Below are 24229 nucleotides of genomic sequence, written 5' to 3'. Positions count from 1 at the left end.
ACGGAATCAAAATCCGTTGCCTTACCGCTTGGCGATAGCCCAATAATTTAAAATGGCGGTCCCGACGGGAATCGAACCCGCGATCTCCTGCGTGACAGGCAGGCATGTTAACCGCTACACCACGGGACCATCCAAAATTATGTATGAAACAGTCAAAATGGTGGAGGATGACGGGATCGAACCGCCGACCCCCTGCTTGTAAGGCAGGTGCTCTCCCAGCTGAGCTAATCCTCCACAGGATATGTAAATAAAAATCAATGGTGACCCGTACGGGATTCGAACCCGTGTTACCGCCGTGAAAGGGCGGTGTCTTAACCGCTTGACCAACGGGCCATTATAAAATGGCGGAGAAGGAGGGATTTGAACCCTCGCGCCGCTTACACGACCTACACCCTTAGCAGGGGCGCCTCTTCAGCCACTTGAGTACTTCTCCATATGGCTCCACAGGTAGGACTCGAACCTACGACCGATCGGTTAACAGCCGATAGCTCTACCACTGAGCTACTGTGGAATAATATTTATCAGACTTCTTACATTGTAATCGACATTATATGTAATGTCAATAAGTTTTTGTAATTTCTTTGCCGTTTATTTGAGACGGCTTTATTAATTTACCATAATGAATCTATTTTAGTCAAGCATCTTCTACATTTTTTTTAATTTACCTTTACACTTCCCACAAACATATTTAACTGTGTTCACTTTTCTTTTTCGAACATATTTTTGATCACACTGCATACATACATATATGTGCTCTTTTTTCTTTCCATCACTTTCTTTTTTCAATGCCTGACAAAATCGAGGTGCATCTACTTCTTTCATTAACCTTTTAAAGTCTTGATCTCCATGCTTATACCCTTTCCCCTCAATATGCAAATGATAGTGACAGAGCTCATGTTTAATAATTTCTACTATTTCTTGTGTGCCATATTGTTCAAAGTATTTGTAGTTTACTTCTATATTAGATGTACGTAACAAATACCTTCCGCCTGTCGTACGTAACCGAGAATTAAAAGTGGCTTCATGACGAAATGGTTTGTGAAACAGCTTCAATGAAATTTCTTCTACAAGTATTTGTAAATCCTTATCATTCATCTTACATACTCCTCTACTGTATGAAATCACCTGACTAGCTCTTGGGGCATACACTTCATTACATACTCACTATTCACCTTATCATAAATGAAAAGGAGTGATTGTCCTTATGCCAATGTGGCTACAAAAACAAATGAGGCGCGCTTATTCTGAAAAAGACCGTGCACAAATAAAATTGCTCAACCAATGTTGGTTTTTTTATCAAAAAAATAATTCCGCTTCTTAAATCACTTCTTTTTACAAATAAAATTGCCTTTTCAGAAAATCTGAAAAGGCAATTTTATTATTGATGGGGCGGAATCATCGTCAGTGCAACTCTTCCTTTTTTCATATCTACGTCTTCTACCCACACATTCACCAAATCTCCTACTGAAACGACATCGAGGGGATGCTTAACGTACCGATTCGTTAATTTAGAAATATGGACTAGACCGTCTTGCTTAACTCCTATATCGATGAACGCTCCGAAGTCTACGACGTTTCGCACCGTTCCTTCAAGCTGAATACCTTTTGCTAGATCCTCTAGCTTCAAAATATCCTGACGGAGCAAAGGTTTTGGCAGTTCATCACGAGGATCTCTTTCCGGTCTTACGAGCGCTTCTATAATGTCTTTTAAAGTAAGCTCCCCTATACTTAGTTCTTCTGATATTTCGGGTAAAGAAATATGTTTTAATGCTTCTTTTACTTTCTCCGTTCCAAGTTCAGTCTCTTTCACTTCCGCTTTCTTTAAAAGCTTTTTAACGTCTCCATATGTTTCAGGATGGATACCCGTTCTGTCTAAAGGTTCTTCACCTTCTATAATACGTAAAAACCCAATACACTGCTCATATGTTTTAGCCCCTAGACGCGGAATTTTCTTCAACTGTTTTCGGTTAGAGAATTTTCCGTTTTCATCCCGATATTTTACAATGTTTTGAGCAACTGTCTTATTTAGACCAGCAACGTATTGTAGAAGCGAAGCAGAAGCCGTGTTTGCATTCACTCCTACTTGGTTTACTACTGTCTCTACAATAAAAGTCAGTGAATCATTTAATTGCTTTTGAGACACATCATGCTGATATTGCCCTACTCCTACCGACTTAGGATCGATTTTCACAAGCTCAGCCAGCGGATCTTGCAGCCTTCTGGCAATCGATACAGCGCTTCGCTCTTCTACTTGAAAATCAGGGAATTCTTCTCTAGCAACATCAGAAGCCGAATATACGCTTGCTCCCGCTTCATTCACAATCAAATAATAAACTGGGTTTTCAATTTCTTTAAGAACATCCGCTACAAATTGCTCCGTTTCGCGAGATGCCGTTCCATTTCCAATTGCCACTACTTCAATAGGGTATTCAGCGAACATTTTCTTTAATTTATTTTGTGCTTCAGCTGCTTTTCTCACAGGAGGATGTGGATAAATAACATCAATTTTTAATACCTTGCCTGTTTCATCTACTACAGCTAATTTGCAGCCTGTTCGAAAAGCTGGATCTACTCCTAATACCACTTTCCCTTTCAATGGAGGTTGGAGAAGAAGTTTTCGTAAGTTTTCAGAAAAGATGTGAATGGCTCTTTCTTCCGCTTTTTCTGATAGGTCTTTACGAATTTCGCGTTCAATAGATGGTTCTATTAAGCGTTTATAAGCATCTTCTATAGCTGAGATGATATAACCTTCAGCTGAAGAATCCCTTTTCTTGATTACTTCTTTATGTAAATATGAAAGAATACGATCTGTAGGCGCGTCAATACTCACTTTTAAAATACCGTCTTTTTCTCCTCTATTCATAGCTAAAATACGGTGAGGAACGATTCGCTTTACCGCTTCTGTATATTCATAGTACATTTCATAGATATTTTTTCCATCTTTTTCCTGATCTTTGACTGAAGTAACAATTATGCCATCTTTTACAGTGGTCGTACGAATCCATTGACGGTAAGATGCTTCGTCAGAAATTTGTTCCGCTACAATGTCTAGGGCTCCCTGAATAGCTTCGTCAGAAGATTGAACTCCTGCTTCTTCATTTATGTATGTTTGCGCTTCAATGTTCACGTCAGAATTCGGGAAACTTAGTAGCCACTGTGCTAATGGTTCAAGACCTTTTTCTTTTGCTACAGTTGCTTTTGTACGTCGTTTTTGCTTAAAAGGGCGGTATAAATCTTCTACTTGCTGCAATTTCTTCGCTTGATGAATTTGAGCAGACAGTTCCTCAGTTAATTTCCCTTGCTCTTCAATTAATCGGTGAACTTCCTGTTTACGCTCCTCTAAATTCATTAAGTAGTTCCAGGAATCTAAAATATTCCGGATTTGGACTTCATCCAAAGCACCAGTTTGTTCTTTTCTATATCGAGCAATAAAGGGAACTGTATTACCATCTTCTACTAAAGCAATTACGTTTTGTACTTGCTTGTGTGAAATCTCTACCTCTTTACTTACACGTTGAACAATTTGATTATCTAATTTCGTTGCAACAGACACAGCTTATCCTCCTACCTAAATGAAACTTTGTCTCTATTGTAACAAAACTCACATGCAATAACACATGTGAGCTAAAAAGAAAGGCTATGCAGTTGGAAGATGACCAGCGATATACGTAATATCGTCATTATGAGATCGAATTGCTGCCTGTAGGCGTGTCGACAATTGATCGACATTCATCGAGTTAGCAAAAACAGATTTAATCTCTTTTAATTCTAAGCCATCTGTATGAATCAAAAATTTAGAACCGGAGTCATATGGGAAGGTTTGTGTGCGGAACTTTTGAATTTTCCCTGATAAAAAACCTTGAATTGGCAGAGGGTACGTTAATTTCCCCTCCGGAGAATACAGATAAAAGCGGATATTACCTACATTTGTGTAATGAAATTCGTTATGTTTTTTATCAATTTTCAAAATAGCTACTGCTGCGCCTCTTGTATGTCGAGTAGCCTTGTTGCACTTAGAAATGATCTCATCTACATCTAGATGATGATGAGCTTTCGCTACATCCGTAACAGCTACAGAAGCGGCTCTGGCTTGTTCACCGCTTCCTAATCCATCTGCCACTGCACATAGAAAATAATCATCCGTTTCTTTGACATAGTAACTATCTCCACAACACACGTTCCCTTGCTTTGGCTCTTGATATATATGAGTTTGAATCGACTTTGTATTCGGGTCTACTGTCATCACGACATATACTCCGAATCGTTAGAATCTGAGCGAGCTGCAGTCCTTAGCTTATCAAGAGCTCTTCTTTGCAGTCGAGATACATGCATTTGAGAAATCCCTAATTTCTCACCGGCATCTTTTTGACTCAGATTTTCAATAAATGTATAGCGAATTACTTCTTTTTCTCTATCGCTTAATACATGAAGAATCTTTTCTAACACTAAGCGCTGATCAGTTTTCTCATAACCCGACTCTTGTTCACCTACTAAATCAAGGATTGTAACAGTACTTCCATCAGAGTCTGCTTCAATAGAATGATCAACAGACAACGCTTGATAACTTTGCCCCATCTCCATCGTTTCTAAAATTTCTTCCTCTGTCACTCCGATATGATCAGCAATTTCTTTTACTTGAGGAGATCGCTGTAAACGGGTTGTTAGCTCTTCGACAGCTGCTTTAATTTTAGGACCTAATTCTTTGATGCGGCGCGGTACGTGAACACTCCACGTTTTATCGCGTAAAAATCGCTTAATCTCTCCAATGATTGTAGGAACAGCAAACGATTCAAAACTTCTTCCAAATGAAGCATCATACCTTCTAATAGCTCCTAACAGTCCTAGCATCCCTACCTGCACAATATCTTCATGTAAGCTTCTGCCTTTTGAATAACGACGTGCAATAGATTCAACAAGGTTCTTGTAATGTACTACTAGATCACTTTGTGCTTCTTCATCCTGCGTTTTTTGAAAGCGCTCAATTCGTTCCTGAACCTGTTCTTTAGTTAATTTCATAGGTTGAGACTGTGTTTTCATCACTCTCCACCTGCTCTCTTTGCACATACTTAGTCATCATTAGCGTTACACCTTTTGAATTGACCATTTTCACTTCGTCCATTAGTGTTTCAATTAAATATAAACCAAGTCCACCTTCAGGAAGAAATTCAACTTCTTTTGATGTTTCATAAGGTCCTATATGTTCCTTAAGCTCTTCAAAATTAAAGCTTTCGCCTTTATCGACCACCATGATTTCTAAACGGTCATCAAATAAACCAAAACCTACTCTCACTTCACCATTTTCTTCACTCTTGTAAGCATGCTGTACGGCATTTGTACATGCCTCACTCACAGCAATTTTCATATCTTCAATTTCATCATAAGAAAAACCCATCCGGTTCGCTACACCAGACAGCGTCAGTCGAATAATCGCTACATAGTCTGGCTTAGCAGGAATCTTCATCTCAACAAAGTCATAAGGCTGTTTCATTTTACGCCACCTTCTACTTGTGAATTCACGTTTAAAATGTCTGTGAGGCCCGTAATATCAAATAAGCGCTTGATGCGCTCTGATACACCAACAAATTTCAAAGAGCCGTTATTTTTCTTATTGGCTTTTAACAATGCAATAAATACACCTAGTCCTGTACTATCCATGTATGATACATCGGTTAAATCGACTATAATTTCCGGTTCAGTATGTTCAGTAATTTCCATGAACTTTTCTTTTAGCTTAGGTGCTGTATATGCGTCAATCTCTCCAGCCAGCTTAATACGATATGCTTGACCGTCCTTTTGTATATCTATTTTTAAATTCATCGTATTAGTAGACCCCCTCTAATTTTGTGCTATCTTTTCTGTACCCTTATTTAGAATACTTAAACTAAACTCTTCAAAATAATCAATGTAAAGTCATCTCTCAATTGAAAATGCTGTAATTTTTCCAGCTCTTTATATACAGATTCTACAATTTCTTGAGGAGACAAATGCATGTATTTTCGAATTAATTTTATGATGTCCAATCTTTCGATAAATCCTTCTTCAGTTCTGCATTCTGTTACACCATCTGTTAACAGAACAATCATATCGCCTTTTGAAAGCTGCTGCTCGTACTGAAGATATTTCACATGGCGATCGACTCCTAGCACGAGTCCTTTTGCTTCCAAATCTTCAAATGAATCAGCTTTGGCATCATAATAAAAGCCTGGCTCATGCCCTGCAGATGCATAATCAAATAAGTTTGTCTCGGGATTATAACTTCCGTAGAACATCGTAATAAACATACTTGGATCTACGTTTCTCTCTACAATATTATTCAAGTTCTCCAATACGTAACTTGGATTTTTTCTTGAGTCCGGTAAGCTGTCCATTGCATACTTGATCATAGACATACACATTGCAGCTGGAATTCCTTTTCCGATCACATCGGCAATGGCAATACTTAATCCACCGTGCTCTTCTTCTACAAAGTGAAAATAATCTCCGTTCATCTGTTTAGCAGGTACGCTAATCGCGCCAATTTCTAAAGTTGAACTAGCCGGAACCTTTGTCCCTAACAGCGTCTGCTGGACGTTAGCGGCAACTTCGATTTCAGAACGAAGTTCCCGCTGCTTATTTTTTAATGTTTGATGCTCACGAAGAGCAAGACCGTAGCTAATCATTACCTCAAGTAAAAAGTCCAGAGAATGCAGCACTTTTTCTGGAATATCAGAATAAATTTCTTCAATCACTTCTTTATGAATGCTCACAATATCTTCTGGCGATATTTCATTCTCTAAAGATTTTCTACTTAGTTTTTGTCCTTGATACAAAATTTGTTCATTTTGTGTTTGGATATAGTTCCCCAAAATATCTTTGTATAAATCTCTCATCTCTTTATCAAAAGACATTATCTATTTCCTCCTACCGGAGCCACTTAACTGCTTTAATCTCAGTACCTTCTCCGACATTTGTTTCGATGTCAAACTCATCCATCAATCGTTTTACCCCAGGAAGCCCAGCTCCTAGTCCACCCGATGTTGAGTATCCATCTTCCATTACTTTGCGAACGTCGGGGATACCTGGCCCTTCATCTGTTGCTACGACAAGAAGACCGTTTTTTCCTCCACGATTTAATTTCTCAATATAGATTTGACCCTTACCCGCATATAGGTAAATATTACGAGCTAATTCAGAAATGGCGGTTGTAATACGAGCTTGGTCAACTGTTCCAAACCCTAGCTCTTTCGACACATTTCTACCTAATTGGCGTGCCGCTACGATGTCCCATTCTGTTACGATTTTTACGCTGGATTGGAATTCCATATACTAATCCCCCAATTCCGATTGGAGTTTCTCAAGACCTTTTTCTAAATCGAGTGCAGTAAGAACATCGTTTAGGCCAATCCCTAACTCAACAAGTGTAATAGCTACTGCAGGCTGGATACCTGTTAATACTACTCTGGCCCCCATCAAATTAGACATGCTAACCACGTCACCTAACACTTTTGCGATGAATGAATCGATCATATCAATTGAAGTTAAATCGATTACCACTCCTTTTGCTCCAGTTTGATGAATTTTACTTAGCAAATCTTCTTGGAATTGAATAGCCGTTTGATCATCCAGCTCCCATTGAATGGATACCAATAAGTAGTCGTACAATTTCAAAATGGGTATTCTCACGTTTATTCCTCCGATTCTATATCAACTATTTTCCGCTCAGTCATTTCTAACGCAAACTCTACACCTTTTTTTAATGAGTTTTTCGTAATAATTTCATTTAAGTTAATACCTAAGTTCACAATAGTCTGAGCAATTTCCGGACGAATTCCTACTAACAAACACTTGGCTCCAACCAAACGTACGGCTTCAGCAGCTTGAATGATATGATGGGCAACCATCGTATCCACTACTGGTACTCCGGTAATATCTATTAATACGACCTCTGATCGGTGCTTTACGACACCTTGCAGTAAGTTTTCCATAATTTTCTTTGCACGATCGGTGTCAATTGTTCCCACAAGCGGCATTACCGTAATTTTATCAAATACCGGTATTAATGGAGCAGACAATTCTTGAAGTGCAACTTTTTGCAACATAACTGTATTTTCCCACGAGTTGGAGTATTGTTCTACTATTTTGTTATAAATAGGGCTTAACCACTTGTCAAACCGATAGAATAATTCAGAATGAGTTTGATCAGCCTTTACATGTTCACTGTTTACATACCCTTCAACCACTACATGACCCAAGTTACGTACACCCTGTGTCAAATAAGCAAGAGGCCATCCTAAACTCACAACTCGTCCTACTACTTCCTCTAGTTCCTCTGCAAAATTTTCCTGATCACGGAATGCTTTTGCCAAAAGTAAATTTACAAAATCAGAGCTTACATTTACGTACACTTGCTCGGATACAATGTTTTTAATCCGCTCTGTTTCCACATCATTCATTAACACTAGCCATCGATCAAAAATTTCTGATTTATGATTTTGTATATAATTGAATAAATCTTGATTCATGAGGTCCTCCTTGTGAGTCAATACACTCATTTATATCTATATATATATTATCATTTTTAAAACGTTTCTTATTACAATATACGTTTACTGATTATTCCTAGTCAAATTAAAAAAGTTGCTCATAAAGGAGCAACTTAGCATAAATGGAAGTATAATTCTAAAAGTCGATAAGTCCTACACTGATTTGCAAGGCTTCATCCACTCTGTCCATCATTTCATCATCTAAATGGGTAATCTTGTCTGTTAGCCTCTGTTTATCAATAGTACGAATTTGTTCTAGTAAAATAACTGAATCTCGCTCAAATCCATAGCGCTTTGCATCAATTTCAACATGCGTAGGTAACTTTGCCTTTTGAATTTGAGCAGTGATCGCAGCTACAATAACAGTTGGGCTAAAACGATTGCCTATATCATTTTGAATGACAAGTACAGGGCGAACGCCTCCTTGTTCTGAGCCAACAACAGGAGATAGGTCAGCAAAATAAACGTCGCCACGTTTGACTACCAAGTCATTACCCCCCGCTTACTAAACGATCCACAGTATGATCAGCTTCATACTCTGCTAGAAAAGCCTCGGAAGCAATATTTAAGTTTATCTTTGCCATCTCCATATATCCACGTCTCATTGATTCGCGAATATGGCGTTTTTTTCGCTCACGAAGGTACAATTTTGTTGCTTGGTGAATAAAATCACTTCGGTTGCCATTTTCTTGTTTAACCATAAGATCGAGCTCCGATACTAAATTTTTCGGTAATCTTACTAGGATTTCTGTAGTTGCGCTCGCTTCAGACACAAACATACACCTCCAACATCAATACACACACCAATAGTCTCATCTTTCCTTATCATAACATTGATTAGCTTTAATGGAAAGTTAATTCTGTCAATTTCTACACTATTATCGTCAATTGATACCCTCTTTTATGCATGGAAGTTATTATTTTATTGTCTTTTGTTCGCAGGCTTTTTATGTTGACTCAGGAAGATGTATATTCAGCGCAAGATATAATTATTAACATGAATGTGCTGAGAATCTCTTGTATAAACCCTCGGAACCCTTGCTGCAATCATGCAAGGGATTTCATAATTAATTGTTTCAAGATGCTTTGCTACTTCATCAATTGTAATTTCAGCACCTTGTTGTTTTCCAATAAATGTTACTTTTGTACCCATTTTATACATTTTAGGCAATTTAATCATTAATTGATCCATGCATATCCTACCAACAATTGGCACTTTAACTCCATCTACTAACACTTCAAAATTACTTAATTTACGAATCCAGCCGTCTGCGTATCCTACTGGAATAGTAGCAATCCATTCATCTTCTTTAGCTTCATAAGTAGCTCCGTAACTGATATGACTCCCTTTTTTGACTTTTTTAACATGCACAATACGGCTGTGCAGCGAAAAAGCTTGTTTTAACGGAATTGGCAAGACTTCTTTTAATTCCTCTGAAGGACTCAAGCCATACATAGAGATACCTAAGCGTACGCCATTAAAGATATCGCTCGGACGACGAAGCAAAGCTGCGCTATTTGCACAGTGAATCATCGGAGGTGTAAAACTATGTTCTTTCACAATTCGAACCATTTCTTCAAAGAATGTGTATTGTTTTTCAAAATAAGACGAATTTAGCTCGTCTGCTGTTGCAAAGTGCGTAAACACTCCATCCAGCGCGAACCCTGAATGAGAAGTGATGATATTCATCGTTTCGTGTAATTCTTCTTTTGTTCTAATTCCTAAGCGACCCATGCCTGTATCTATTTTTAAATGCATATGCAACTGACTGTTTGCACCTAGAATGGACGCCGCTTCTTCAATCCAAGCTTTGCTATAAGCAGTGACCGTTACATCCCACTCCAATGCAGTTTGAATGTGTAAGGGAGGCACGGCTCCTAATACTAAAATGGATTCCTTTATTCCTTTTTTTCGAAGAGCAATAGCTTCATCCAAAAAAGCTACAGCTAGCATATCAGCGCCAGCTTGAAGCGCAATCTCTGCTACTTCTTTATCTCCATGCCCGTACGCATTCGCTTTTACTACGGCCATTAACGTTTTATGCCCCGGTATCAGTTCTCTTACATGATTCACATTTTGAAAAATGGCTTCTACATCAATTTCTGCCCATGTTTCTCTATAAAATGCATCCATTACTACGACACTTCCTTTTTTCAGAACCATTCTAAACGTACTTTCCTCTGTTAGTATAATACATCTATAGCCAAACTTCATCTCGATCTTTATTCAAATTAAGCAAGAACAAGCCTACATATATGCAGGCTTGTAAGCTTCTCTTATTTTCCCATCTGACTTTGCACAGATCTAGCAACTGTACTCAATTCATCTGGTGTCAGCTGATCAGAAGCCAGCATAAAGTCTACTCCATTATATGTCCAAGATAGACTTTTATCCGTTAAAGCTCCCACAGTAAAACCTAAATCAAATGGCTCTCCGGCAGTAACTGTAGATGTTGCTGTTTTAGCTACTTGCGCTTTTTCTTGTACAAGCGTAAACGGCTTTTCTCCTTTGTACATTAAAACGACTCTCTCACCATTTTCCGTCTCAATTTTCTTTTCCTTGGACAGCTTTGTACCTTTTGGAACGTCCTTAGGATAAAGAACGCTAAATGATTTGTGCTGAGCTAATGTCGGAATGTCAATCTTTGCACTTGTCATGTTTCTTTTTGTATCAAAAGCCCCTTTATCAAACTTAGAATCGAATTTCACCTTAGAGAAATCAACTTTTATTAACACTTTATTATCCGTATCCATAATTTTAACCGACACAGGCGCTAAGTCACTTTTGTTCAGCGTAATTTCTTGTTTAGGAAGCATTGTGCTATTTTGATAGTTCGTTTTTGTTTCAAAAATATAATGTTTATCCGTTGACTTAAAACTTGCCTTTTCATCCTTCACAATATCTTGGACAAGGGATTCATACAAATAAGCTTGACTGCTATTTTGCGGCCAGTCACTTTGAAAACGAAAGCTTTTATTTAAGGCAGGCGTTAAAACAAAAACCCCTTCATCATTACGCAAAATCATTTGGCTTTGATCTTTCTTTGTATTTTTCAAATTCACTCGATAGTACATAGGCTTACTATGCCAAATCTCTACATCGTATACTTGAGCATCTTTCCCTGTATTCAATGTCATCTTAGCATCTGATTTATACCCCGCCATTTCTTGTACCTTGGCATCCAATGCATCTGTTACATCCTGCTGACTTTTTTCACCGCATGCTGATAAGGCTAAGAGAAAAAAGGCGCAAACAAATAAGCCAATCCATTTTTTATGCATTTCCCCAACTCCTTTGTTTCGTATATTCACAGCTAAACGGAGAAGCAAGAACATATCTTGTCTCCCCTATCCACACTATGAATATATGAACAAGAAATAGTGAATATGCAGACTAGCTTGACAAGCGTTCAATAATTACTTGAGCAATCGCATAGTGCGCACTGTGGGAAATAGATACGTGTACAGATGCTTCCAGTGGTTGTTTTGTAACAATGTGGGGTTTCCCTCTTTCATCATTCACGATTTCGATATCTTGGAAGCTGAAATCTTTCCCTATTCCTGTTCCAAGAGCTTTCGAATATGCTTCCTTCACAGCAAATCTTCCTGCTAAAAATTCGACCTTACGTCGGCTTGATAGCTTTTCATAGCGTTCTCTTTCATTTTTTGTTAAAATCCGAGTAATAAAAGCGCTTTGACGCTGCACCATTTTTTCAATCCGCTCTAACTCTGTAATATCAATTCCAGTTCCTATAATCATTTTCATTTAATCCTCTCTTACAGAATAGTATATAAAAATGCCTTTATAAAAAGGAGTGACAAATATGTTCGTACGCACAGAAAATGCAGCTGAATTTAAACGTTTTTATCCTGTTACCTTCACGCTTATCTGCATCCACATTGCGCTATGGTTACTTGCCGCTCTTCCCTCACACCTTGCAGAATCTTTTATACATCAGCTTATTGGTGTGAATAGTTTAATTTCCCAAGGAGACTACTGGCGGCTTTTCACACCTATCTTTTTACATCTAAGCTTTTCACATCTTCTTTTTAACTCATTTTCATTGTTCTTGTTAGGACCAGGCGCTGAGCGTATTCTTTCTTCTTATAAGTTTCTTCTATTCTACCTTACGTGTGGATTGCTTGGAAATATCGTTACATTTCTAATCCAATCTTCTTTTTACAGCCATGTGGGTGCATCCGGTGCCATTTTCGGACTGCTCGGATTTTACCTCTATCTTGTCATAAAACAAAAGCATATGCTTTCTAAAAGCAACCAGCAAATCATTGTCGTCTTTTTAATTATTGGATTACTTTCAGGTCTGCTAACGCCAGGAACCAACAATACAGCTCATTTCGCTGGAGGTATTGCTGGATTTCTTCTCGCTTTTCTTACGTTCAAACAGAAAAACAAGCCACAGATATGAGGCCTGCTTTAGGATTTAATATAAAAAGTGGATGAGTTAATAAATTCCACATCTTCATAAGTCTTCAAATCTCTTACTAACTGAAAGAGCGCTTCATCTTTTTTCTTAGCTTCAATCATGCAATCAATTTGCGGTATCGTTCCATTTACTTCTTTTAAAAAGCTGTAAAACCCATTAACATCGATATAATCTGCATGGGCTCTAAATTCTTTATCACTTTTAGGACTAGATATATGCATTTTTAGAGGAAGTGTTTCATGTTCCCATGTTCTAATGATACGGTCCCAATGCTCTTGCCATGAAGTTTCATCGTTGTTCGCCTGATGATGATGAAGATCAAAAATGATTGGGACATTTAGTTTTTCACATAAATACAAGACGTCTTTTATATGAAAGGTTGTATCGTCGTTTTCCAACATAATCATTTGCTGAAGGGATTGAGGTACAAGCCCCCAATTATGAATAAACTGCTCCAGTGCTTTTTCTTTATCATTATAAGCTCCTCCAACATGTAGAACACAGCGATTTTGAAGCGGAATATCCATTCCTTTCAGCAACTTTTGATGCATGCGAAGAGTTTGGATAGAATGCTTAAAAACCTCTTTATCCGTTGAGTTTAAAACAACAAAATGATCCGGGTGAAAATCTACTCGCATTGGATGTTCCTTCAAAAATACAGAAATACGCTGAAGAGCATCTTTTAAAGGAGCTATGTAGTTCCACTCTTTTAGTGCCTCATGGTTAGCTAATGGAATTAACTTAGAACTGAATCGAAAAAACTCAATTTCACTCCACGCATTATGTTTTAATAACCGTAAGCAGTTTTCTAAGTTGGATATTGCAATACGTTCGAGCTTGCGAATGGCCGCTTCATGGTCTTTCACACGCTGAAATTGTGCAAAAGTCATTGTTTGAGAAGGAGAACTATTTTCCAAATGAACGCTCATCGCCACATAACCTAACCGAACAATGGTCGACATTAGTGAACACCCCATTTTATTTTACTCATAGTGTGCACCAATAAAATAGCAATTAACACATAAAAAAAACGAGCCTGTTAAGGCTCGTTTTTATTTTACGCTTTGCTGCGAGAATCTTTACGATTACTGCTGCTATTGCGATTTCTATTATCACTGCCGTTGCTTCCACCGCGACGCTTGTCACCAAAACGCTTTGAGTTTCCACGACGATTTTGCTGTGAGTAGTTTTTAGAGTTAGAACGTGAACGACCTCCGCCATTTCCACGTTTGTTTTTATCACCTTTTGCAATTACCGGTGGTTCAGCAGTTAATTGAATTGGTGATTCATTTGGTTCTTTTGTAAATAATTTGATTGCCGCTGCCACTAATGAAACTGAATCGTGCTCTTCAAGTAACTCTTCTGCCAACTGTTTGTAGTAAGATAAGTTGCCTTGTGTCACAGATTCCGTTAATTTGTCAGCCGCAATACGCTGTTGACCTTCCATTGCTTCATCAAGCGTTGGAGCAGTCATACGCTCCATTTTACGTTTTGTTGTACGCTCAATATTGTGTAACTGTCCAGTTTCTCTTGGCGTTACAAATGTCATAGCAGCACCCATTTTACCAGCACGTCCTGTACGTCCGATACGGTGTACATAGCTCTCCGGATCTTGAGGGATATCAAAGTTGTATACATGAGTAACACCAGAAATATCAAGTCCGCGTGCAGCTACGTCTGTCGCAACTAATACATCAATAGAACCTTCTTTAAATTGACGTAGTACAGATAGACGTTTCGATTGTGTCAAGTCACCATGGATACCTTGTGCAGAATAACCACGCATATTTAATGCTTCTGATAACTCATCAACACGGCGCTTTGTACGACCAAAAATGATAGCTAATTCAGGTGATTGCATATCTAAAAGACGAGTAAGGATATCAAATTTACGCTTTTCTTGTACTTCTAAATAATACTGCGTAATGTTTGGCATCGTTACTTCTTTTGCTTTTACTTTTACCACTTTTGGTTCGTTCATGAATTTTTCAGCAATGCGACGGATTGGAGTAGGCATTGTTGCTGAGAATAAAAGTGTTTGGTGGTTCTCAGGTACGTTTGATAAGATTTTTTCAATGTCTTCGATGAATCCCATGTTTAACATTTCATCTGCTTCATCTAAAATAACTGTATGAACGTCTTGTAGACGAAGTGTACGACGATTAATATGATCTAGCATACGTCCTGGTGTCCCTACGATGATATGAGGGTGCTTTTTCAATGCACGAATTTGACGACTGATATCTTGACCACCATAAATTGATAGCACGCGTACGCGCTTTGTTTGACCAATTTTGTAAAGTTCTTCAGATACCTGTACAGCAAGTTCACGAGTAGGAGCAATAATTAACCCTTGAATTGCATCTACGTTTACATCAACTTTTTCAATAAGAGGAATACCAAATGCCGCTGTTTTCCCTGTTCCTGTTTGTGCTTGTCCGATCAAATCGTGACCTTCTAGTGCTAATGGGATAGTTTCTGATTGAATTGGTGTTGCTTCTTCAAAACCCATTTTACTCACAGCTTTGTTAAGCTGTTGACTTAATCCTAAATCTTGAAATAATGCCAAGTTTTTCAAACTCCTTTTATATTTAGACTATCTATATTTTACAAAAAAAAGCATTCTCCGAGGAAACGGAAAATGCTCTAAACGACTACTTCAATAAATTCAACGTTTAGAGTATAAGCGCCTCAAGACACTCAGACTACATCATAACACTATGGCTTTCCGTTTGCAATAGAGCTTACTTATACTCTTTTTAATATCACGGTAATTTATGCATCATTTTTGAGATAACTTCCTCAAGCTTCATCCCTCGAGATGCTTTCACTAAAACCACATCTTCTCTTGTTGTAATCGCTGTTAATTTTTCAACAAGCTCATCTTTCTCCTCAAAGTGTATTACCTTATCTTCTGCAAAATTATTTTTTGCTCCTTGCTCAATTTCAACAGATAAAGGACCGTATGTTAGAACATAATCAATTTTTTCTGCTTGAATAAACTCTCCCACTTCTTTGTGGAACTCTTTTTCCTGATCGCCTAATTCAAGCATATCCCCGAGAACAAGAATTTTTTGCTTATAGCCTTCTAAATCATGCATCAACGTGATAGCCGCTTTAACGGACGTTGGACTTGCGTTATATGCGTCGTTAATGAAGGTCAGGCCATCTGTTCGTTTTACAAGCTCCATACGCATATTTGTTAGCTTTAATTCTTTTAATCCCTTAGCGATTGTTTCGTTGTCTAGTCCAAAATAATGACCTACCGCAATAGCAGAAAGCGCATTGTGAACATTATGTTTACCTAATACCGGGATAAAGAATGAATATGTTGTTTCACGTGAAACAGTGAATGTTGTTCCTAACTCTTCAGCTGAAATAGCACTTGGATACAAATCGTTTTGTTCTGAGCTGCCAAATGTCACCGTTTCAAATGCTGGATTAACTACGCGCGACGTTAAAAGTGGCTCATCACCATTATAGACAAGCTGACCTGTTGGTGCTAAGCCGCTTGTAATTTCTAATTTTGCCTCCGCAATTCCATCACGACTTCCTAAGTCTTGAAGGTGCGATTCTCCGATATTTGTAATAATGGCCACATCAGGCTCCGCTAAATTAGAAAGAAACTCAATCTCTCCTCGGCTGCTCATGCCCATTTCTAAAACGGCAATATCATGAGTTTCATCTAAACGCAAAATAGTAAGCGGCATGCCAATATGATTATTAAAGTTTCCATCTGTTTTCAGAACACGGTAAGTTGTATCAAGCACAGCTTTCACCATGTCTTTTGCCGTTGTTTTTCCGTTACTTCCTGTAATGCCCACTACTTTAATATCTAACTCGTGACGATAGGATTTCGCTAATTGCTGAAGAGCTTCTAGCGTATCATCGACTAAAATAACGCTAATGTCTGTCGGTGGGTTTTCTTCATCTTTGTTCCACAGAGTAGCGACCGCTCCGTTTTCAATTGCTTTATCGACAAATACATGCCCGTTAAAACGTTCCCCTTTAATTGGGATATATAAATTGCCTTGCTGAATAGTTCTCGTATCAATTGAGACTCCCTCAATTACAGTTGCTTCGTTCCCGCTATGAAATACACTTCCTGGAATCATTGCAGCTAGCTGTTTAAGCGTACGTTTAATCATTGTTGGTTTGCTCCTCTCGATATAAAGTAAACTATGGATACTATTTAATTGAAACTAAACACAGAAACACTATTCATGATGAATAGTGTTGTGTGAGTTACATTGTGTGTTTAATTTGCTGCTTTTCGGTATGACGTTCAATTGCTAGTGATACAAGTTTTTCAATTAAATCTGGATATTCAACACCTGCGTGTTTCCACAATAACGGGAACATACTGAAAGGTGTAAAACCAGGCATCGTATTCACTTCATTAATAATGAATTTACCTTCTGATGTTAAGAAGAAATCTGCACGTACAAGACCAGATCCATCAATTGCTTTAAATGCTTTGATTGCTAGTGCTGACATTTCTTGATGCTGTTCTTCTGTAATTTCAGCTGGAATAATAAGACCTGTATCGCCGTCTTCATATTTTGCTTTGTAATCGTAAAACGCTTTTTTAGGTAAGATTTCTCCAACTACTGAACAAGCTGCTTCATCATTCCCTAACACACCAATTTCAACTTCACGACCAACTGCTGCTGCTTCTACAATGATTTTTCGATCGAATAAGAAGGCTTCAACAAATGCCGCTTCTAACTCTTCGCGGTTATCACATTTGCTAATCCCAACACTTGAACCTAAGTTTGCTGGTTTAACAAAGCAAGGGTATCCAAGTGTTTCTACTTTTTCATAAGCAGCCGTTCGATCTGCTTCCCACTCGCGGCGGATAAATGATACGTACTCCACTTGAGGCAGACCTGCCTGTGCAAACAGCTGCTTCATTACAACTTTATCCATACCAGCTGCTGAAGCTAATACGCCGTTTCCAACATAAGGAATATTCAATAATTCTAATAATCCTTGTACCGTACCATCTTCTCCATTTGGACCATGAAGAAGTGGGAAAATAACATCTAGTTGATCATCTGTTTTTGAATCTGTTAATGCAAACATTTCTGTATTCAATGAAACTGGTGAAATAGCTGTTCCGTTATCTTGAATTTCTAATTGAGCAACTGTTTCAAGCGGACCAGTCAGCTGTGTGCCGCGAATCCATTTTCCTGTTTCCGTAATGTAAATTGGATGCACTTCATATTTATCGTGATTAATTGCTTTTGAAACTGCTAGAGCTGTTTGTAAAGATACTTTATGTTCAGCGGATTTTCCTCCGTATAAAAGGCCAAGCTTAATTTTCACTGATGTTCCTCCTAACACATATTCATCTTTTCTATTTTATCATGCACGTTTAGATAGTAAACAGAAATATTAACTATTATTACGTATGTCAAAATAGCTAGGCTTGTGAAAGAAATTCCAGCTTCTCCTTTCATTATTTAAAATGACCTTTTCACTTGAATCATTTATTTTTGAAAAAACTTTTTTGATTTTAAATCTTTTTTAAAAGTTTATTTATAAAGTTTATTTATGCTAAAGATCACCATCAATAATCGAAACTATAGTTCTGGTATAAATCGGGAGGTTCAACAAATATGAGCAAAATGGGAAAAACGATGATTGCTGCATGCAGCGTAGCCATTGGAAGTATTTATGCAACGGGTTATATAAACACTCTATCTGACGCGCAAGCTGTTCAAGTCACACCGGCTCATCATCAGAAAAAAACGAGAGATCAGACAGACAATCAAACAATTGTTAATGATAACTGGGGAGAAGATATCGCTTCTTCTAATAAGCACCCTTCATCAGCGAGTACCGAAAGTTCTGCTCCTAAAACAAAATACAAAGATGGAACGTATTCTGGTCAAGGAAGCAACCGTATCGGAACTGTTTACGTATCTGTGACCATTAAAAACGACCGAATTGATACAGTTGAAATTACAGAAGCGGATACTCACTATTCTGAGAGTTACATTGAGGATCTTCCGTCTCAAGTCGTACAAAGACAAAGCTCAGATGTCGACGTCGTGAGCGGAGCAACGCTTAGCACAGAAGATTTTCAAAATGCCGTGGATGACGCCCTTCAGCAAGCAATGAATGCATAAAGGAGAAACGAATGATGTCCATAAAAACGTATAGCCGCTCTGTCTTATGTATGGGAACAACCGTGTCCATTCAAGTAATTGCTCCCCAATCGGAGGAAGCAAATGTCCTTCACCATATCTCAAAGGCATTTACTATTTTTAAGACCGTCGAAACGACATGCAGTCGATTTGATGCCAAAAGCGAAGTTATGAAGCTAATTAGACATATCAAAGAACCTGTTGCTGTTAGCCCCCTATTATTTGAAGCCCTTCATTTCGCTATCTTAGTAGCAGATGAAACGCATGGAATCTTTGACCCAACGGTAGGAAAACAATTAGAAAAACGTGGTTTTAACGAACATTATTTAGATGGAAAGCTCGTACAAGTGAACGAAGCAGTCGATTCTGGAAGTTATAAAGACATCGTATTGAATACACATAAAAAAACGGTTCTCTTACAAAAACCGATGATTATAGATCTTGGAGCGGTCGCCAAAGGATTAGCTATTGATTTGGCTGCCCACTCCCTTCCTTATCAGCATTTTATGATTAATGCCGGAGGAGACATCCTAGTTAAAGGACTCAATCAACACGGAGATTTGTGGAAAGTCGGGATTCAGCACCCTCAGATTCAAACGCAGTCATTACTGACCTTGCGTGTAACAGATACGGCTGTCTGCACATCAGGAAATTATGCTAGAAAAAATAAGACGCAACCATTCATGCATCATTTGGTTAATCCCTTATCTCCATCTACTAGAAGCAGTCTAATGAGTTGTACAGCTATTGCTCCTTCTGCCATGCTGGCCGATGCATTATCTACATCAGCTTTTATTTTAGGAGCGGAAAAAGGAGTAAATTTATTGAATGATGCCGACGTACGCGGCGTACTCTTCGATTCTAGTTTCACTCCTTTTTTCACATCAGATATGGAGGAATTAATGAATGATGACCACACGTTCTGAACGAAGAAGCGGTGTTAAATATATTAGTACACCCAAAGGTTATATTATTGTAGATGAAAACAAACCAAAAGAAATAAGTCGGTGGGGGCAGCTAGTTAAAACACCTAAAAGATACGTGATGGCTATGCTGCTGCTTTTAACCTTATTAGGTGAATTCAACTCTTCTGCCTTTCAAGGATTAGGACACCTACTACTCGCCGTATGCTCGGCGGCCGCCTTAGATTTAGGATTTTCTTTTGCTTATAAAAAGAAAATTCAGCTTCCTGACGGCGGAATTATTACTGGATTAATTATTGCCTTAGTGCTCAGCACCTCTACACCTGCTTGGGTCACATTTTGCACTGTAGCTGTTGCTATTTTATCGAAGCACTTAGTAAAAGTAAAAAAGAAGCCTATTTTTAACCCTGCTGCTTTTGGTCTTCTCTTTTCACTTATTGTCTTTTCAAGCGGCCAAAGCTGGTGGGGAAGCTTATCTTTACTACCCGTCTGGCTCATTGTATTCGTGTTTGTGACAGGGTACCTTGTGACGAGCAAAGTAAATAAATTCCCTCAAGTATTTGCGTTTTTAGGCGTGTATTTTGCTATTTTTACGATTATGTCATTAATAGGAGTAGGTGATGTAGCGGATGCTTTACGAGCTCCTTTTGTTAATTCCGCTTTATTTTTAGCCTTCTTTATGGTGACGGATCCGCCAACTTCTCCTGCGAAGTATAAAGACCAAATAAAATTTGGGATGCTTGCAGGGGCGATTAGCGCCGTAGATTACTTAGTTTTTGGCGGCCTTGCCTATTTATTAATCGGCCTGTTACTTGCTAATGCATGGAAAGCATGGAAGACTGCAAACAAAAAAGTGACAAAAAAAGCTGCCTAATGACAGGCAGCTTTTTTCATAGCGGAATTTTCACATAAAATTCCGTACCCACGTTTTTTTGACTAAAAACCTTAATTTCTCCGTCATGAGCTTGTACAATCCATTTGGCAATCGCGAGCCCTAAACCTGATCCTCCTTCGGCACGCGCCCGACTCTTATCACTTCGATAAAAGCGATCAAACACATACGGAAGATCTTTCGCTTCAATTCCAATGCCTGTGTCTTTGACAATTAGCATCATAGAGTGATGATGTTTCTTTAGACTAATATGAATGCTTTCTCCAGGTGGGGTGTACTTAAAAGCGTTGTCTAATAAAATCATACATAGCTGATGAAGTCGTTCTTGATCTCCTCCGCACATTAACGATTCAATTTCCCTTGTGAAATGCAGCTCCTTTAGTTCAAATATAGGCTCAAACTGATTAGCTACTTTATCAACTAGCTCACCCATATTAAAGACCGTTTTGTTTAGCAGCTGTGCACTTGAATCAGATCTAGCGAGTGTTAGTAAGTTGCCCACCAGCTTCGTCATCCGCTTTACTTCGTTTAAGCTTTGATAAATGTTTTCGCTTTCTTGCTCAATCGTATGATTTGGTCGTCTAAACAATAGCTCGAGATGCGTTTGCATCACGGAAAGAGGCGTCCTTAACTCATGGGAAGCATCTGCAATAAATTCGACTTGTTTGTTCCAAGATTTTTGGATAGGTACAAGCGCTCGATTGGCTAAAAACAAGCCAGCTACAAGCGAAAGAAGCAGTCCAATAAAAGCTGAAATGACAAGAAGAAAAGCAAGGTGCTCTAAGGTTTGAGTTTCTGGATCTACGTTTAAGACAAGTTGAATTGTTGAAACGTCTTGATCTTTTATATATCCTTCATTTTTCACATTCATCACTCGATAAGCATGACCGTTTACCTCTTGCGACGTTTGGATTTTTCCTTCTGAGAGCGCAGGCTTAAAGTCGTCAATATCGTTTGTATATAACCCTTTTTTAGGTGTAATTTTGATTAATTTTTTATCACTGCTCCAAAGTAAAAACGCAACGCGACGTTCTGTTTCTCTCTCATTGTTTTCCTGAATTTCATGTAAATTTCTTTTTTTAACCTGCTCGCTCATCTCACTTAGCCGATTGTCCGGGTTTAAAAAAATAAGATGCTGCATGTAAAAATATAAAACCACACTAAAAATGCTCAAGATAACCATCAGCACCATTGTGTTAAATAACACAAGCCTGATTCTCGTCTTTTTAAACATGCTCTTCCCCTTTTAACATAAAGCCTACGCCTCTGACTGTACGTACATAATTGTCACAATTAAAAGGCTGAAGCTTCTTTCTTAAATGGTGAACATAAACATCAACTACGCCCACTCCTACATCGGATGTAAAACCCCATACCCGATTAAAAATTTGATCTCGAATAAGGATTTGTTCTTTATTTCGAATAAAATATTCCAAAAGCTGAAATTCTTTAATCGTTAACGTGAGGACACTTCCATTAATCACTACTTCATGATTGGCTTCTCGTATAGAAATGGGACCATATGAAATCATACCTTCTTCTGCCTGCAAGTCCCTAAGCATTACCCTTAACCTCGCAAAAAGTTCAGCCATGGCAAAAGGCTTAACCAAATAATCATCGGCTCCATAGTCGAGTCCTTTCACTCGATCTTCTACACTATCTTTTGCAGTAAGAAAAATAACTTTGGTCAACACCTTTTGTTTTCTTAGTTTTTTTAGTATGTCAAGCCCTGTCATACCCGGCAGCATAATATCTAAAATTAAGGCATCATAAATATTCTGCTCTGCTAAAAACAAACCTTCATCTCCATCAGACGCACAATCAACTTCATATCCTTCTTCTTTTAAGCCTTCTACGATACCGTGTAATAATGAAGCATCATCTTCTACTACAAGTACACGCATATCAAATTCCCCCTTTTGTGATTACCTAAATAATCATTATCTTAGCATGTCACTTTTAAAAATATTTTAAAACTAGCGCGTTATCATCTCTTATACTTTATAAAAAAAGTTATGCCTGCAAGCAGGCATAACTTTTAACTAAACGCTATTTATGATCAGGACGTCGGTAAATGAACACCGCTTCTTTTGGCAGTTTACCAAACAAAAAGCTAGCAAACGGTAAAAGACGATGACATCCCCAAATAATGAGGTAACAGCCCGCTAATGTCAAAATATAACGTGCCAAGATTTCCACGTGAAACATATAGTTGCCTTGTATTGGTACTGCTTTTGCCACAAAGTTTAAAACCATTGGATGAATCAAGTAAAATCCAAACGAGTACATGGCAATATTTTTAACGACCGTCACGGACTTCACAGAAAGCTTTTCAGCTAATATCTCTGCAATTCGGAAGAAGAAATAACTTCCCACGACCAAATAAAGCGTATTAACAGCCTCATACGTAAAGCCTGAAATGTGAATTGTCTTCATTGTGTATAAGTGATAATTTAACAGTGAAATAGCTATTCCCGATCCGAGCGTCACCAGAAATAATACAATATTTGAACGACTGTACTTTTTATCCACTTGTTCGCGATAATAAATACCAATCCAACCGCCGAGTAAAAACGTAGCCATTGTATTTAAAAATAAATTAAATGAAGTGATATGATACGTATTGTTAAGCATTAAATAACCAAGCTGAATGATAATACCAAACAGCCACATGTATTTTTTAAAAATGGTTACTTTTTGTGCTAGCCATACAAAAACCGGCAGCACGAGATACACTTGTACAATTAAAAAGATAAAATGAAGCTGATAGTAGGACTCTCCGCGTAAAATACGTTTCACAATATCAGCTGCATTTAATTCTGTTGCTCCCACATGGTACGAATAAAATTCATAAATAAGTGCCCAAATAACATAGGGAACTAAAATATATGTCACTCTTCGAGCATAATACGTTTTCCATAAAGTCTTTGTTAACGGCTTGTTAATGTAACTATAAAAGAAAACTAAACCTGTGATCACAATGAAGATCCCTGCTTCAATTCGAACAATTCGGTTAAGGAAATGATATTTCTGATAAGCTTCACTTGCAAATGGCAGTACCGTTGCATACGCTGCTGTTACATGTACGAGCACAACCATCATCATAGCGAATAATCGTAAAAAATAAATGGATTGAATATGCTGCTTTTGTTTTTGCTTCACTTTTTCTCTCCTATATAATGTGAAATATACATTCTAGATGAATAATAGAACATTCAATTTTTTCTTATCTTTCCCGTTTTACAAATAAAAAAGCTAATAACATAAAATAAATGTTATTAGCTTTACTCGTTTG

Annotated in this window: 27 protein-coding genes and 6 tRNA genes (1 of these 33 running past the window's edge); 5 read left to right on the top strand and 28 right to left on the bottom strand. The window is 38.0% G+C overall.

The genetic code is table 11. From position 1 onward, the window contains the following. The 7 genes from LJY09_RS01215 to LJY09_RS01185 form a co-directional block, all read right to left on the bottom strand. A tRNA-Gln gene (locus LJY09_RS01215) sits at positions 1–42 on the bottom strand; it reaches 33 nt to the left of the window's first position. A gap of 11 nt (positions 43–53) precedes the next feature. Then, a tRNA-Asp gene (locus LJY09_RS01210) sits at positions 54–129 on the bottom strand. Between the two features lie 29 nt (positions 130–158). Then, positions 159–234: transfer RNA gene (locus tag LJY09_RS01205), tRNA-Val, on the bottom strand. 24 nt (positions 235–258) lie between these two features. Beyond that, positions 259–333, bottom strand: a tRNA-Glu gene (locus tag LJY09_RS01200). 9 nt (positions 334–342) lie between these two features. Beyond that, positions 343–433 (bottom strand) — tRNA-Ser (locus LJY09_RS01195). Positions 434–436: 3 nt separating this feature from the next. Then, positions 437–511 (bottom strand) — tRNA-Asn (locus LJY09_RS01190). 134 nt (positions 512–645) lie between these two features. Further along, on the bottom strand, positions 646–1095 hold the full coding sequence (locus LJY09_RS01185) for a SprT family protein (protein WP_028411875.1): 450 nt from the start codon (positions 1093–1095) through the stop codon (positions 646–648). A 109-nt stretch (positions 1096–1204) separates the two neighbouring features. On the opposite strand from LJY09_RS01185, the gene cmpA reads away from it, so the two are divergent. Next, complete coding sequence (cmpA, locus tag LJY09_RS01180; protein WP_013055014.1) at positions 1205–1321, top strand: cortex morphogenetic protein CmpA; 117 nt, start codon at positions 1205–1207, stop codon at positions 1319–1321. A 57-nt stretch (positions 1322–1378) separates the two neighbouring features. Here the strand turns inward: cmpA and LJY09_RS01175 are convergent, their stop codons facing one another. The 14 genes from LJY09_RS01175 to acpS form a co-directional block, all read right to left on the bottom strand. Continuing rightward, on the bottom strand, positions 1379–3553 hold the full coding sequence (locus tag LJY09_RS01175) for a Tex family protein (protein WP_155010745.1): 2175 nt from the start codon (positions 3551–3553) through the stop codon (positions 1379–1381). A gap of 84 nt (positions 3554–3637) precedes the next feature. After that, positions 3638–4243, bottom strand: a complete 606-nt coding sequence (locus LJY09_RS01170; RefSeq protein ID WP_033580804.1) for a PP2C family serine/threonine-protein phosphatase — start codon at positions 4241–4243, stop codon at positions 3638–3640. After that, positions 4243–5037 (bottom strand): RNA polymerase sigma factor SigB, encoded by a 795-nt coding sequence (sigB, locus tag LJY09_RS01165; RefSeq protein WP_013055011.1) that lies wholly within the window; start codon positions 5035–5037, stop codon positions 4243–4245. Before sigB ends, LJY09_RS01170 begins: the two co-directional genes overlap by 1 nt. Beyond that, a complete protein-coding gene (gene rsbW, locus LJY09_RS01160) occupies positions 5003–5488 on the bottom strand; it encodes an anti-sigma B factor RsbW (RefSeq protein ID WP_025753516.1) in 486 nt (161 codons plus the stop codon). The genes sigB and rsbW overlap by 35 nt, the downstream gene beginning before the upstream one ends. Further along, positions 5485–5817, bottom strand: coding sequence for an anti-sigma factor antagonist (locus LJY09_RS01155; RefSeq protein WP_013055009.1), 333 nt, complete (start codon positions 5815–5817; stop codon positions 5485–5487). Before LJY09_RS01155 ends, rsbW begins: the two co-directional genes overlap by 4 nt. A 59-nt stretch (positions 5818–5876) precedes the next feature. Continuing rightward, the gene (locus LJY09_RS01150; protein WP_013055008.1) at positions 5877–6887 is read right to left on the bottom strand and encodes a PP2C family protein-serine/threonine phosphatase; all 1011 of its coding nucleotides are present in this window, start codon (positions 6885–6887) and stop codon (positions 5877–5879) included. A 13-nt stretch (positions 6888–6900) separates the two neighbouring features. Then, positions 6901–7302 (bottom strand): anti-sigma regulatory factor, encoded by a 402-nt coding sequence (locus LJY09_RS01145; protein WP_013055007.1) that lies wholly within the window; start codon positions 7300–7302, stop codon positions 6901–6903. A 3-nt stretch (positions 7303–7305) separates the two neighbouring features. After that, complete coding sequence (locus LJY09_RS01140) at positions 7306–7662, bottom strand: STAS domain-containing protein (protein WP_013055006.1); 357 nt, start codon at positions 7660–7662, stop codon at positions 7306–7308. Positions 7663–7664: 2 nt separating this feature from the next. After that, entirely contained in the window at positions 7665–8501 is an 837-nt protein-coding gene (locus LJY09_RS01135; protein ID WP_013055005.1) for an RsbT co-antagonist protein RsbRA, read from the bottom strand. A gap of 157 nt (positions 8502–8658) precedes the next feature. Next, positions 8659–9009, bottom strand: a complete 351-nt coding sequence (ndoA, locus tag LJY09_RS01130) for a type II toxin-antitoxin system endoribonuclease NdoA (RefSeq protein ID WP_013055004.1) — start codon at positions 9007–9009, stop codon at positions 8659–8661. 4 nt (positions 9010–9013) lie between these two features. After that, positions 9014–9295, bottom strand: a complete 282-nt coding sequence (locus LJY09_RS01125) for a CopG family ribbon-helix-helix protein (RefSeq protein WP_013055003.1) — start codon at positions 9293–9295, stop codon at positions 9014–9016. 200 nt (positions 9296–9495) lie between these two features. After that, complete coding sequence (alr, locus tag LJY09_RS01120) at positions 9496–10686, bottom strand: alanine racemase (RefSeq protein WP_034327253.1); 1191 nt, start codon at positions 10684–10686, stop codon at positions 9496–9498. A 113-nt stretch (positions 10687–10799) separates the two neighbouring features. Next, entirely contained in the window at positions 10800–11858 is a 1059-nt protein-coding gene (locus LJY09_RS01115) for a LolA family protein (protein ID WP_033580802.1), read from the bottom strand. A 58-nt stretch (positions 11859–11916) separates the two neighbouring features. Beyond that, positions 11917–12282: a holo-ACP synthase gene (gene acpS, locus LJY09_RS01110; RefSeq protein ID WP_028411881.1), complete on the bottom strand. Its 366-nt coding sequence runs from the start codon at positions 12280–12282 to the stop codon at positions 11917–11919. 64 nt (positions 12283–12346) lie between these two features. On the opposite strand from acpS, the gene LJY09_RS01105 reads away from it, so the two are divergent. Then, positions 12347–12949, top strand: coding sequence for a rhomboid family intramembrane serine protease (locus LJY09_RS01105; protein ID WP_028411882.1), 603 nt, complete (start codon positions 12347–12349; stop codon positions 12947–12949). 8 nt (positions 12950–12957) lie between these two features. Here the strand turns inward: LJY09_RS01105 and uvsE are convergent, their stop codons facing one another. The 4 genes from uvsE to LJY09_RS01085 all read right to left on the bottom strand — a co-directional run bounded on the left by uvsE (position 12958) and on the right by LJY09_RS01085 (position 18295). Continuing rightward, the gene (gene uvsE, locus LJY09_RS01100) at positions 12958–13929 is read right to left on the bottom strand and encodes a UV DNA damage repair endonuclease UvsE (protein ID WP_033580801.1); all 972 of its coding nucleotides are present in this window, start codon (positions 13927–13929) and stop codon (positions 12958–12960) included. Positions 13930–14024: 95 nt separating this feature from the next. Next, entirely contained in the window at positions 14025–15536 is a 1512-nt protein-coding gene (locus LJY09_RS01095; RefSeq protein ID WP_028411884.1) for a degradosome RNA helicase CshA, read from the bottom strand. Positions 15537–15732: 196 nt separating this feature from the next. Beyond that, positions 15733–17115, bottom strand: a complete 1383-nt coding sequence (locus LJY09_RS01090; RefSeq protein ID WP_033580800.1) for a UDP-N-acetylmuramoyl-tripeptide--D-alanyl-D-alanine ligase — start codon at positions 17113–17115, stop codon at positions 15733–15735. Positions 17116–17212: 97 nt separating this feature from the next. Next, positions 17213–18295, bottom strand: a complete 1083-nt coding sequence (locus tag LJY09_RS01085; protein ID WP_013054995.1) for a D-alanine--D-alanine ligase — start codon at positions 18293–18295, stop codon at positions 17213–17215. A 293-nt stretch (positions 18296–18588) separates the two neighbouring features. Here LJY09_RS01085 and LJY09_RS01080 point away from each other — a divergent pair, with 293 nt between their 5' ends. Genes LJY09_RS01080 through LJY09_RS01070 form a run of 3 tightly spaced genes read left to right on the top strand, consistent with a single transcriptional unit; the run spans position 18589 to position 20916 of the window. Beyond that, a complete protein-coding gene (locus LJY09_RS01080) occupies positions 18589–19101 on the top strand; it encodes an FMN-binding protein (RefSeq protein WP_033580799.1) in 513 nt (170 codons plus the stop codon). 14 nt (positions 19102–19115) lie between these two features. Beyond that, positions 19116–20045, top strand: a complete 930-nt coding sequence (locus tag LJY09_RS01075; RefSeq protein WP_228123024.1) for an FAD:protein FMN transferase — start codon at positions 19116–19118, stop codon at positions 20043–20045. After that, positions 20026–20916, top strand: coding sequence for an RnfABCDGE type electron transport complex subunit D (locus tag LJY09_RS01070; protein ID WP_228123023.1), 891 nt, complete (start codon positions 20026–20028; stop codon positions 20914–20916). Before LJY09_RS01075 ends, LJY09_RS01070 begins: the two co-directional genes overlap by 20 nt. A gap of 16 nt (positions 20917–20932) precedes the next feature. On the opposite strand, the gene LJY09_RS01065 is transcribed toward LJY09_RS01070, so the two are convergent. From LJY09_RS01065 to LJY09_RS01055, 3 genes are all read right to left on the bottom strand, one after another. Then, positions 20933–22168 (bottom strand): sensor histidine kinase, encoded by a 1236-nt coding sequence (locus LJY09_RS01065; RefSeq protein WP_028411889.1) that lies wholly within the window; start codon positions 22166–22168, stop codon positions 20933–20935. After that, on the bottom strand, positions 22161–22838 hold the full coding sequence (locus LJY09_RS01060; protein WP_028411890.1) for a response regulator transcription factor: 678 nt from the start codon (positions 22836–22838) through the stop codon (positions 22161–22163). Before LJY09_RS01060 ends, LJY09_RS01065 begins: the two co-directional genes overlap by 8 nt. Before the next feature lie 145 nt (positions 22839–22983). Next, entirely contained in the window at positions 22984–24096 is a 1113-nt protein-coding gene (locus LJY09_RS01055; RefSeq protein ID WP_155010744.1) for an acyltransferase, read from the bottom strand. Positions 24097–24229 lie beyond the last annotated feature (133 nt).

This window comes from Priestia sp. J2 (assembly GCF_020790095.1).
GTDB lineage: Bacteria > Bacillota > Bacilli > Bacillales > Bacillaceae_H > Priestia > Priestia zanthoxyli.
Note: the sequence above shows the minus strand (reverse complement) of the source record. Positions and strands in the feature narration are given on the sequence as shown.